This window comes from Caulobacter sp. GW821-FHT09H08 (assembly GCF_059415885.1).
The window spans coordinates 872,434-883,478 of the sequence record NZ_JBWKOC010000002.1 but is presented as its reverse complement, the minus strand read 5'-3'; the positions used below and the strand labels follow the sequence as shown (position 1 = coordinate 883,478).

At 65.3% G+C, this 11,045-nt stretch carries 16 protein-coding genes; all 16 read left to right on the top strand.

Going from position 1 to position 11,045, the window contains the following annotated elements; translation table 11 throughout:
- The first annotated feature begins 316 nt into the window (after positions 1–316).
- The 16 genes from AC07NN_RS09200 to nuoK all read left to right on the top strand — a co-directional run bounded on the left by AC07NN_RS09200 (position 317) and on the right by nuoK (position 11,041).
- The gene (locus AC07NN_RS09200; RefSeq protein WP_494639808.1) at positions 317–694 is read left to right on the top strand and encodes an NADH-quinone oxidoreductase subunit A; all 378 of its coding nucleotides are present in this window, start codon (positions 317–319) and stop codon (positions 692–694) included.
- Positions 664–1,266: a NuoB/complex I 20 kDa subunit family protein gene (locus tag AC07NN_RS09195; protein WP_125158568.1), complete on the top strand. Its 603-nt coding sequence runs from the start codon at positions 664–666 to the stop codon at positions 1,264–1,266. Before AC07NN_RS09200 ends, AC07NN_RS09195 begins: the two co-directional genes overlap by 31 nt.
- Positions 1,263–1,862, top strand: coding sequence for an NADH-quinone oxidoreductase subunit C (locus AC07NN_RS09190; RefSeq protein ID WP_494639805.1), 600 nt, complete (start codon positions 1,263–1,265; stop codon positions 1,860–1,862). The genes AC07NN_RS09195 and AC07NN_RS09190 overlap by 4 nt, the downstream gene beginning before the upstream one ends.
- Before the next feature lie 3 nt (positions 1,863–1,865).
- Positions 1,866–3,116 (top strand): NADH-quinone oxidoreductase subunit D, encoded by a 1,251-nt coding sequence (locus tag AC07NN_RS09185; protein WP_494639803.1) that lies wholly within the window; start codon positions 1,866–1,868, stop codon positions 3,114–3,116.
- Entirely contained in the window at positions 3,113–3,445 is a 333-nt protein-coding gene (locus AC07NN_RS09180; protein WP_494639801.1) for a nuclear transport factor 2 family protein, read from the top strand. Before AC07NN_RS09185 ends, AC07NN_RS09180 begins: the two co-directional genes overlap by 4 nt.
- Complete coding sequence (gene nuoE / locus AC07NN_RS09175) at positions 3,442–4,131, top strand: NADH-quinone oxidoreductase subunit NuoE (RefSeq protein WP_494639799.1); 690 nt, start codon at positions 3,442–3,444, stop codon at positions 4,129–4,131. The genes AC07NN_RS09180 and nuoE overlap by 4 nt, the downstream gene beginning before the upstream one ends.
- A 1-nt stretch (position 4,132) precedes the next feature.
- On the top strand, positions 4,133–4,357 hold the full coding sequence (locus AC07NN_RS09170; RefSeq protein ID WP_494639797.1) for a hypothetical protein: 225 nt from the start codon (positions 4,133–4,135) through the stop codon (positions 4,355–4,357).
- A complete protein-coding gene (locus AC07NN_RS09165; protein WP_494639795.1) occupies positions 4,354–4,620 on the top strand; it encodes a hypothetical protein in 267 nt (88 codons plus the stop codon). Before AC07NN_RS09170 ends, AC07NN_RS09165 begins: the two co-directional genes overlap by 4 nt.
- A gap of 3 nt (positions 4,621–4,623) precedes the next feature.
- Positions 4,624–5,943 (top strand): NADH-quinone oxidoreductase subunit NuoF, encoded by a 1,320-nt coding sequence (gene nuoF, locus AC07NN_RS09160; RefSeq protein WP_494639793.1) that lies wholly within the window; start codon positions 4,624–4,626, stop codon positions 5,941–5,943.
- 5 nt (positions 5,944–5,948) lie between these two features.
- A complete protein-coding gene (gene nuoG, locus AC07NN_RS09155) occupies positions 5,949–8,009 on the top strand; it encodes an NADH-quinone oxidoreductase subunit NuoG (protein WP_494639791.1) in 2,061 nt (686 codons plus the stop codon).
- Positions 8,010–8,012: 3 nt separating this feature from the next.
- Complete coding sequence (gene nuoH / locus AC07NN_RS09150) at positions 8,013–9,077, top strand: NADH-quinone oxidoreductase subunit NuoH (RefSeq protein WP_494639789.1); 1,065 nt, start codon at positions 8,013–8,015, stop codon at positions 9,075–9,077.
- A complete protein-coding gene (locus AC07NN_RS09145) occupies positions 9,077–9,316 on the top strand; it encodes a hypothetical protein (RefSeq protein ID WP_494639787.1) in 240 nt (79 codons plus the stop codon). The genes nuoH and AC07NN_RS09145 overlap by 1 nt, the downstream gene beginning before the upstream one ends.
- A gap of 23 nt (positions 9,317–9,339) precedes the next feature.
- Positions 9,340–9,537, top strand: coding sequence for a hypothetical protein (locus AC07NN_RS09140; RefSeq protein ID WP_494639785.1), 198 nt, complete (start codon positions 9,340–9,342; stop codon positions 9,535–9,537).
- A 10-nt stretch (positions 9,538–9,547) separates the two neighbouring features.
- Positions 9,548–10,039: an NADH-quinone oxidoreductase subunit NuoI gene (gene nuoI / locus AC07NN_RS09135; RefSeq protein WP_354072622.1), complete on the top strand. Its 492-nt coding sequence runs from the start codon at positions 9,548–9,550 to the stop codon at positions 10,037–10,039.
- A gap of 82 nt (positions 10,040–10,121) precedes the next feature.
- Complete coding sequence (locus AC07NN_RS09130) at positions 10,122–10,739, top strand: NADH-quinone oxidoreductase subunit J (protein ID WP_494639783.1); 618 nt, start codon at positions 10,122–10,124, stop codon at positions 10,737–10,739.
- Entirely contained in the window at positions 10,736–11,041 is a 306-nt protein-coding gene (gene nuoK, locus AC07NN_RS09125; protein ID WP_172271469.1) for an NADH-quinone oxidoreductase subunit NuoK, read from the top strand. Before AC07NN_RS09130 ends, nuoK begins: the two co-directional genes overlap by 4 nt.
- The last annotated feature ends 4 nt before the right edge of the window (positions 11,042–11,045 follow it).

Here is an 11,045-nt window from a genome sequence, read left to right as displayed (position 1 = left end):
CGCATATCCCTTCGCCGAAGCGAAAGTGCGACCCGCCCTGCGGCGAGGGGCGTCTGATATGTCGACCGAAGACTCGTGTCAACGGCCATATCGAAGATGCGGCAAAAGGCTGTGGACACAGGCTCGCTTTCGCGTTGGCCTGCCGTTGGGGGATGTATCGCCCGCTCTTTGCGCGCAAAGGCTTTTCTGTTCGTCGCCGACAGATCGCCGTTAGCGGAATCAAGGCCAGTTGAGATCGTTTCTCAATGTGGCCTGGGGTGTTTGAAGCGTTGGCGACAGTGGGCTACAACCCGCTCGATTCAAGCCAAGGGCTGTCATGACCGCCTTCCTTCTCCAGTACCTGCCGATCGTGATCTTTCTCGGGATCGCGGCGGCTATCGGCATCGTCTTCATTCTCGCGGCCGCCGTGCTCGCGCCCAGGGCGCCGGACCCGGAAAAGCTGTCCGCGTACGAATGCGGCTTCAACGCCTTCGACGACGCGCGCATGAAGTTCGACGTCCGGTTCTATCTGGTGTCGATCCTCTTCATCATCTTCGACCTGGAAGTGGCGTTCCTGTTCCCCTGGGCGGTCACGCTGATGAAGCTGCCGCACGACGCGGCCCAGTTCGCCTTCTGGTCGATGATGGTGTTCCTCGGCGTCCTGACCGTCGGCTTTATCTATGAATGGAAGAAGGGCGCCCTCGAATGGGAGTGATCGTTCCGGCCAATTCGTCGTCTGTTCCGGCGCTTTCGGGCGGCCGCTCGACGGTCGAGGGCTATGACCCCAAGCTGCACGACCCGTTCTTCGACGGCGTCTCGCAGCAGCTGGCCGACAAGGGCTTCATCACCGCCGCCGCCGACGACCTGATCACCTGGGCCCGTACGGGGTCTCTGATGTGGATGACGTTCGGTCTGGCGTGCTGCGCCGTCGAAATGATGCACTCGGCCATGCCGCGCTACGACCTGGAGCGCTTCGGCTTCGCGCCGCGCGCCAGCCCGCGTCAGTCGGACGTGATGATCGTCGCCGGCACGCTGACCAACAAGATGGCTCCGGCCCTGCGCAAGGTCTACGACCAGATGCCGGAGCCCCGCTACGTCATCTCGATGGGCAGCTGCGCCAATGGCGGCGGCTACTACTATTACAGCTACAGCGTCGTGCGCGGTTGCGACCGCGTCGTGCCGATCGACATCTACGTGCCGGGCTGCCCGCCCACGGCCGAGGCGCTGGTCTACGGCGTGCTGCAGCTGCAGAAGAAGATCCGTCGCACGGGGACGATCGAGCGATGAGCCAAGACCTCGAAATCCTGGGCCAGGACATCGTCGCCCGCGCGCCTGGCGTGCTGGGCCACTCGGTGGCGTTCGGCGAACTGACGATCGTGGCCAAGGCCGAGACCGTCGTTGCGACCCTGATCTTCCTGCGTGACGACGCCGCGACCCGGTTCCACCAGCTGGTGGACCTGACGGCGGTCGACTATCCGGAGCGCGCCGCGCGCTTCGACGTCGTCTATCACCTGCTGTCGATGGTGAAGAACACCCGCATCCGCCTGAAGGTGATGACGGACGAAGACACCCCGGTGCCCAGCGCCACGCCGGTGTTCCCGGTCGCCGACTGGTTCGAGCGCGAGGCGTTCGACATGTACGGCGTGTTCTTCGACGGTCACCCGGACCTGCGCCGCATCCTGACGGACTACGGTTTCCACGGCCACCCGCTGCGGAAAGACTTCCCGATGACCGGCTATGTCGAAGTCCGCTACGACGACGAGCTCAAGCGCGTCGTCTACGAACCCGTGAAGATCACTGAGTTCCGCGCCTTCGACTTCATGTCTCCGTGGGAGGGCGCCAAGTACGCCCTGCCGGGCGACGAGAAGGCGGAAAAGGCTTAAGTCATGACTGGCACGAACGCACCCGCTGCGGCGACCGACTTCTTCCGCGACGAACCGACCGCTCCGGCCATCCCGGAAACGCCGGTCCGCAAGTTCAACATCAACTTCGGCCCGCAGCACCCGGCCGCGCACGGCGTGTTGCGTCTGGTGCTGGAGCTGGACGGCGAAATCGTCGAACGCGTCGATCCGCACATCGGCCTGCTGCACCGCGGCACCGAGAAGCTGATGGAAGCGCGCACCTACCTGCAGAACATCCCGTACTTCGACCGCCTCGACTATGTGGCGCCGATGAACCAGGAGCATGCGTTCTGCCTGGCCATCGAGAAGCTGCTGGGCGTCGAAGTGCCCCGCCGCGGCCAGATCGTGCGCGTGCTGTTCTGCGAGATCGGCCGGATCCTCAATCACCTGCTGAACGTGACGACCCAGGCCATGGACGTCGGCGCCCTGACGCCGCCGCTCTGGGGTTTCGAGGAGCGCGAGAAGCTGATGGTGTTCTACGAGCGCGCCTGCGGTGCTCGCCTGCACGCCAACTATTTCCGTCCGGGCGGCGTCCACCAGGACCTGACGCCTGAACTGATCGACGACATCGAGACCTGGGCGAAGGCGTTCCCCAAGATCTGCGACGACATCGAAGGCCTGATCACCGACAACCGCATCTTCAAGCAGCGCAACGTCGACATCGGCGTCGTGAGCAAGGAAGACGCCTGGGCCTGGGGTTTCTCGGGTGTGATGGTGCGCGGTTCGGGCATCGCCTGGGATCTGCGCCGCAACCAGCCGTACGAGAACTACAACGAGTTCGAGTTCGACATCCCGCTGGGCAAGAACGGCGACTGCTACGATCGCTATCTCTGCCGCATGCAGGAGATGCGCGAGTCGACGAAGATCATCCTGCAAGCGGTTGAAATGCTGCGTGGTGTGCAGGGTCCGGTTCTGACCGAGGACAACAAGGTCAGCCCGCCCCGTCGCGCCGAGATGAAGCGCTCGATGGAAGCCCTGATCCACCACTTCAAGCTCTACACCGAGGGCTTCAAGACGCCGGAAGGCGAGGTCTACGCGGCCGTCGAAGCGCCCAAGGGCGAGTTCGGCGTCTACGTGGTCAGCAACGGCACCAACAAGCCGTACCGCGTGAAGATCAAGGCGCCGGGCTTCTCGCACCTGGCGGCGATGGACTGGATGAACCGCGGCCACCAGCTGGCCGACGTCTCGGCCATCCTGGGTTCGCTCGACATCGTGTTCGGCGAGGTCGACCGGTGACCCTTGAAGCGATCGCGCAGGCGCAACTCGACGCCTACAACGCCCAGGACCTGGACGCGCACTGCGCCCACTTCGCCGACGACGTCGTCGTGGCGGGCCTGAACGGCGACGTGGCGCGTACGGGCCTCGATGCCTACCGCGCCTTCTATGCCAAGACCTTCGCCGAGTTCCCCAAGAACAACGCCAAGCTCCTGAACCGCATCGTGGTCGGTTCGAACGTGATCGACCATGAACATGTCGACCGCGGCAACGGCGATGCGCCGTTCCAGGTCGCCGCCATCTACACCTTCAAGGGCGACAAGATCGTCCGCGTGGATTTCGCCCGATGAGCGTACGTCGTCTCGCCAAGGAACAGCCCGCCAGCTTCGCCTTCTCGAAGGACAGCCAGGCCAAGGCCGATTGGTGGAAAGCCAAGTATCCCGCCGCCCGCAAGCAGTCGGCCGTGATCCCGATGCTGTGGCTGGCCCAGAAGCAGGAAGGCTGGATTTCCGAGCCGGCGATCCAGGAGATCGCCAAGCAGCTCGAGATGCCGGTCATCCGCGTGCTGGAAGTGGCCACCTTCTACGTGATGTTCCAGCTGCAGCCGGTCGGCAAGGTCGCCTTCGTGCAGCTGTGCGGCACCACGCCGTGCCAGCTGCGCGGCGCAGAGGACCTGAAGAAGGTCCTCAAGGCCAAGATCGGCGACGCTCACCATGTCTCGGCCGACGGCAAGTTCAGCTGGGAAGAGGTCGAGTGCCTCGGCGCGTGCTGCAACGCCCCGATGGCCGCGATCAACGACTACTACTACGAGGACCTGACGCCGGAGAGCCTGGCCCAGATCCTCGACGACTTCGCGGCTGGCAAGGACCCGAAGCCGGGCAGCTACGAAGGCCGCGGCGCCTCGGAGCCGAAGGGCGCTATCCACACCCTGACGGACCCGAAGCTGTACGACGGCTCGTACGCCAAGAAGATCAAGATCCCGAACCTGCCGGAGAAGCCGAAGGCTTCTAAGGCCAAGTCGGAGCCGACCGCCTAACATGACCGCCGACGCCGTCATCCAGAAGAAGCGCCTGACCGTGATGCTCGGCATCACCGTGGTCTGCTTCGTGCTGGCCGGCGTGGCGATCGTTGGCGCGGTGTCCCTGAAGATCGACTGGCTGCTGCCGGTCTTCTTCGTGGCGCTGGTCGGGGGTCTTGGCGCGCAGATCTGGTTCATCTGGGGCTGGATGCGCGCGACCAAGAAAGAGGGGGCTTCGTCATGATCGACGACAGCGACCTCAACACCCGCAAGGCGGCGTACATCGACACCATCCGGGGCCTCTATCGCCGTGAACGCGGCGTGGGCTTCGTGGCGTGCCTCTCGGGCGCGATCCTGCTGATCTGGGGTCGCACCGTCGCCGGCGCGCCGTTCTGGGCGGTCATCGCCGGTCTCGCCACCATCGGCGTGGGCTGGCTGCTTTTCGCCTATGTCATCATTCGTCGGACGCGCTATGTGCGCGCCCATCCATTCGATCCGCAAAGCTGAGTCATGGTCGGTATCCTCGAAGACAAGGACCGCATCTTCACGAACCTCTACGGTCTCCACGATTGGGGCCTCGAGGGTGCGAAGAAGCGCGGCTGCTGGAATGGCACCAAGGACATCCTGGACGCCGGGCGCGACTGGATCATCGACAACATGAAGAACTCCGGCCTGCGCGGCCGGGGCGGGGCGGGCTTCGGCACCGGCCTGAAGTGGTCGTTCATGCCCAAGGAAGTGAAGGACGGTCGTCCGCACTACCTGGTCGTCAACGCCGACGAATCCGAGCCGGGCACCTGCAAGGACCGGGAGATCATGCGGCATGATCCGCATCTCCTGATCGAAGGCTGCCTGATCGCCTCGCGCGCGATGCTGGCCCACGCCTGCTACATCTACATCCGCGGCGAGTACGTCTTCGAGCGCGAGCGCCTGGAAGCGGCGATCAAGCAAGCCTACGAGGCCAAGCTGGTCGGCAAGAACAACGTCCATGGCTGGGACTTCGACATCTACGTCCACCACGGCGCCGGCGCCTATATCTGTGGCGAAGAGACGGCCCTGCTGGAAAGCCTGGAAGGCAAGAAGGGCCAGCCGCGCCTGAAGCCGCCGTTCCCGGCCGGCGCGGGCCTCTACGGCATGCCGACCACGGTCAACAACGTCGAGTCGATCGCCGTCGCCGGCACGATCCTGCGTCGCGGCGCGGCCTGGTTCGCGGGCTTCGGCCGTCCGAACAACGCCGGCACCAAGCTGTTCTGCGTCTCGGGCCATGTGAACCTGCCCTGCAACGTCGAAGAGGCGATGAGCATCCCCTTCCGCCAGCTGATCGAGGATCACTGCGGCGGCATCCGGGGCGGCTGGGGCAATCTGAAGGCCGTCATCCCGGGCGGCTCGTCCGTCCCGATGATCCCGGCCGAGCAGTGCGAAGACCTGCCGATGGACTTCGACGCCCTGCGCGCCCTGCGCTCGGGCCTCGGGACCGCGGCCGTCATCGTCATGGACAAGGACACCGACCTGGTCCGCGCCATCGCCCGTCTCGCGTACTTCTACAAGCACGAGAGCTGCGGCCAGTGCACGCCGTGCCGTGAAGGCACCGGCTGGATGTGGCGCGTCATGGAGCGCATGGCGACCGGCGAGGCCGATCCGAAAGAGATCGACACCCTGCTGGACGTCACGACCCAGGTCGAGGGTCACACCATCTGCGCCCTGGGCGATGCGGCCGCCTGGCCGATCCAGGGTCTGTTCCGCCACTTCCGCCACGAGGTGGAGGAGCGGATCGCTTCCTATCGTAGCGGTCGCCTGCACGTGCAGGGCGCCAAGCTGATCGCGGCGGAGTAACAAGAATGGCTATCGCCAAGGTCAACGGCGTCGAGGTCGAGTTCGAACCCGGCATGACGGTCCTGCAGGTCGCGGAACTGGCTGGGGAAGAGATCCCGCGCTTCTGCTACCACGAGCGTCTCTCCATCGCCGGCAACTGCCGCATGTGCCTCGTCGAGGTAAAGCCCGGTCCGCCGAAGCCGCAGGCGTCGTGCGCCCTGCCGGCCGCCGAGGGCCAGGAGATCTTCACCAAGACGCCGATGGTCAAGAAGGCCCGCGAAGGGGTGATGGAGTTCCTGCTCATCAACCACCCGCTGGATTGCCCGATCTGCGACCAGGGCGGCGAGTGCGACCTGCAGGACCAGGCCGTCGGCTACGGCCGCGACGACAGCCGCTACGAAGAGAACAAGCGCGCGGTCGAAGAGAAGGCTATGGGCCCGCTCATCAAGACCGTGATGACGCGTTGCATCCAATGCACGCGCTGCGTCCGCTTCATCACCGAAGTCGCCGGTTCGCCGGAAATCGGCCTGATCTCGCGCGGCGAAGACGTTGAAATCACGACCTATCTGGGCGCGGCGGTGACGTCGGAGCTCAGCGCCAACGTGATCGACCTGTGCCCGGTCGGCGCCCTGACGTCCAAGCCCTACGCCTTCGAAGCCCGTCCGTGGGAACTGAAGAAGACCGAGAGCGTCGACGTCATGGACGCCCTCGGCTCGTCGATCCGCGTCGACGCCCGCGGCTCGGCCGTGCTGCGCGTCCTGCCGCGCAACAACGACGACATCAACGAAGAGTGGATCTCGGACAAGACGCGCTACGCCGTCGACGGCCTGGGCCGTCAGCGTCTGGATCGTCCGTACGTCCGCGTCGGCGGCAGCCTGAAGCCGGCCACGTGGTCGGAAGCCTTCGCCGCCGTCGCCGCCAAGATCAAGGCGACCGCCCCTGAGCGCATCGGCGTTATCGCCGGCGACCTGCAGGACGCCGAAAGCCTGAAGGCCACCAAGGACCTCTTCACCGCCCTGGGCGTGAAGAACCTGGACAGCCGCCAGGACGGTTCGGCCCTGGGCGTTGGCCCGCGCGAAGGCTGGCTGTTCAACTCGACCCTGGCCGGTATCGAGAACGCCGACGTCGTGCTGTTCGTTGGCACGAACCCGCGCCTCGAGGCCCCGGTCCTGAACGCGCGCTTCCGCAAGCAGTGGATCGCCGGCAAGACCCGCTTCGGCGTCATCGGCGAGCAAGCCGACCTGACGTTCGACTACGACTACCTCGGCGCCGGCGCCAAGACCCTGTCGGGCCTGGCCAAGAGCAAGAACGACTTCGTCGCCGCCCTGAAGGCCGCCGAGCGTCCCGCGATCATCATCGGCCAGGGCGCTCTGTCCCGCGCCGATGGCGCCGCGATCCTCAAGGCCGCCGCCGGCCTCGCCAAGACCGTCAAGGTCGTGCGCGAAGGCTGGAACGGCTGGAACGTCCTGCACACCGCCGCCGCCCGCGTCGCCGGCCTCGACATGGGCTTCGTCCCGGCCGAGGGCGGTCTGTCGACGGCCGACATGCTAAAGCCGGGCGCCGTGGACGTCCTCTTCCTGCTGGGCGCCGACGAGTGCGAGGCGTCGGCCTCGACCGCCTTCAAGATCTATCTCGGCACGCACGGCGACGCCGGCGCGCACAAGGCCGACGTGATCCTGCCGGGCGCGGCCTATACCGAGAAGAACGGCCTCTATGTGAACACCGAAGGCCGGGTCCAGATGGGCCGCCGCGCGGTGTTCCCGAAGGGCGAGGCCAAGGAAGACTGGTCGATCCTGCGGGCGCTCTCGGAAGTGCTGGGCGCCAAGCTGCCGTATGACAGCCTGGACCAACTGCGCGCCAAGCTGTTCGCCGACCATCCGACCTTCGGCCAGATCGACTACGCGCCGGGCTCCGTCCCGACCGTGTTCGACGTCGGCGCCCTGGGCGGTGCGGGCGAGGCTTCGGACGCCCCGTTCGAAAGCCCGATCAAGGCTTTCCACCTCACCAACCCCGTCGCGCGCGCCAGCGTGACCATGGCCGAATGCGCGGCCGTGGCTTCGGGCGCCGCCAAGATCGCTGCGGAGTAAATCGTGGGCTCGACTTCTCCGCTTCTCTGGTTTGGCCTGACGACCGGCGGCATCCTGCTGGTCGTGATCTGGGTTCTGCTGAGCCTGGCCTTCCTGCTGCTGGCCGACCGTAAGATCTGGGCCGGCGTCCAGATGCGTAAGGGTCCCAACGTCGTTGGTCCCTTCGGTCTGCTGCAATCCTTCGCAGACTTCTTCAAGTTCGTGCTGAAGGAGATCGTGATCCCGGCCGGCGCCGACAAGGTGATCTTCATCCTGGCGCCGCTGATCAGTCTGATCCTGGGCTTCGTCGGCTGGGCCGTGGTGCCGTTTGCGCCGGGCTGGGTCGTGTCGAACCTCAACGTCGGCATTCTCTACCTGCTCGCCATGAGCTCGCTGGGCGTCTACGGCATCATCATGGGCGGCTGGGCTTCGAACTCGAAGTACCCGTTCCTGGGCGCGCTGCGTTCGGCGGCGCAGATGGTGTCCTATGAAGTCTCCATCGGCCTGATCATCATCACGGTGATCCTGCTGGCCGGCTCGATGAACCTCTCGACCATCGTCGAGAAGCAGTCGGGCTGGATCTGGAACTGGAACGTCTTCGGCGGTGGCGGTCTCAAGAACATCGTCATCCTGCCGGTCATGGTCGTGGCCATGGGCATGTTCTACATCTCGGCCCTGGCCGAAACGAACCGCCCGCCGTTCGACCTGCCGGAAGCCGAATCCGAACTCGTGGCCGGCTATCAGGTCGAGTACAGCTCGACCCCGTACCTGTTGTTCATGGTCGCCGAGTATTCGAACATCGTCCTGATGTGCGCCATGATCAGCGTGCTGTTCTTCGGCGGCTGGAACCCCGGCTTCCCGATCGATTTCACCGCCGGCTGGCCGCCGTTCCTGGTCAAGTTCCTGCTGGCCTTGGTCTTCTACGCCAAGATCTGCTTCTGGTTCTTCATGTTCGCCATGGCGAAGGCCATCGTGCCTCGCTACCGCTACGACCAGCTGATGCGCCTGGGTTGGAAGGTGTTCCTGCCGACCTCGCTGGTGCTGGTGGCCGCGGTCGCCGCCTGGCGCGTGTTCGGTCCGGCGGCCTAGTGCGTCGCGCCGCAGTCATCGCGCTGGGCCTTTCCGGCCTCGCCCTTACGGCCTGCCAGGCCGTCTCGGCGCCGGATCGGTCCTACTCGCTGGGCGAGGGGATCGTCGGCTACGACGACCTCCGCCGCGCCGGCGACAAGTGCAAGGCCGACGGCGGGACGATCCGTTTCAAGCAGGACGGGGGCGACCCCGTTCAGCTGTCGAACTACACCTGCATCGTTCCCCGAGCCGGGAAATGAGGCGGGTTGTCCTTGGGATCGTGGTGATCGGCCTGCTGGCCGGCTGCTCGACCTGGGGACGGGGTATCTCGCGACCGCCGCAGCGTTCGCAGGAGGAGCAGGTCGAGGCGCGCCGCAAGGAAGACGCCAAGACCAAGAAATGCGTCCTCGAGCAACAGATGCGGCGGCAGCAAAAAGAGCAGGGGAGGTCTGTAAAGCCCTTCCCCAAGGAAAAGTGTTAGGAGAGCTCTGGTGTTCCAGCGCATCACTCAAGCGGTCAAGGGCGCGGCCCTTCTGGACTTCGCGGGGGCCTTCGGCCTGGCGATGAAGTACATGCTCGCGCCGAAGAAGACGGTGATCTACCCGAACGAGCGCGGCCCGCAGTCGCCGCGTTTCCGGGGCGAGCACGCGCTGCGCCGCTATCCGTCGGGTGAAGAGCGCTGCATCGCCTGCAAGCTCTGCGAAGCCATCTGCCCGGCCCAAGCCATCACCATCGAGGCCGAACCGCGCGAGGACGGCAGCCGGCGGACGACCCGCTACGACATCGACATGGTCAAGTGCATCTACTGCGGCCTGTGCCAGGAGGCCTGCCCGGTCGACGCCATCGTCGAAGGTCCGAACATCGAGTTCGCGACCGAGACGCGCGAAGAGCTCTACTACGACAAGGAACGTCTTCTCGACAACGGCGACCGCTGGGAGCGCCTGATCGCGAAGAATCTGGAGTTGGACGCGCCCTACCGTTAAAGACGGGCGCGAATCCGAAGCAGGCGATGCGTCTTCGGGCGGGTCGTCATCGAACGTAAGATTTCAGGGGAGCCCTGGGCCAATGCCCTTGCAGGCGATCGCTTTCTATCTACTGGCTTTCACGACCATCGCGGCGGGTCTCCTCGTCGTGTCGGCGCGAAATCCCGTGCACTCGGTGCTCTTCCTGATCACCGCCTTCTTCTCGGCCGCCGGCCTCTTCGTCCTGCTGGGCGCGGAGTTCCTGGCGATGCTGCTGATCGTCGTCTACGTGGGCGCGGTCGCGGTGCTGTTCCTGTTCGTCGTCATGATGCTGGACGTGGACTTCGCCGAGCTGCGCCAGGGCTTCGCCCAGTACCTGCCGATCGGCGGTCTGGTCGGGGGCGTCCTGACGCTGGAGATGGTGTTCGTCGCGGCCACGGTCGCCACCAACGGCGCGGCGTCGAAGAACCCGCTGCCGAACGCCTCGCCGGGCGGCGTGCCCAACACCGAAGCGATCGGCCGGGTGCTCTACACCGACTATGTCTTCTTCTTCCAACTGGCGGGCCTGGTGCTGCTGGTCGCCATGATCGGCGCCATCGTCCTGACCCTGCGCCACAAGCCGGGCGTCAAGCGCCAGGACATCGGCAAGCAGGTGGCCCGCACGCCCAAGACCGGCATGGAGCTGGTTCAGATCAAGCCGGGTGAGGGGATCTCCGAATGATCGGCCTGCCGCACTATCTCGTCGTCGCCGCGATCCTCTTCACGATCGGCGTCTTCGGCATCTTCGTGAACCGCAAGAACATCATCGTCATCTTGATGTCGATCGAGCTGATCCTCTTGGCGGTGAACATCAACCTGGTGGCGTTCTCGGCCTTCCTGCACGACGTGGCGGGGCAGATCTTCGCCATGTTCGTCCTGACCGTCGCCGCCGCCGAGGCGGCCGTGGGTCTGGCCATCCTGGTCACCTTCTTCCGAAACCGCGGCGACATCGCGGTTGACGACGCCAGCATGATGAAGGGCTAAGCGA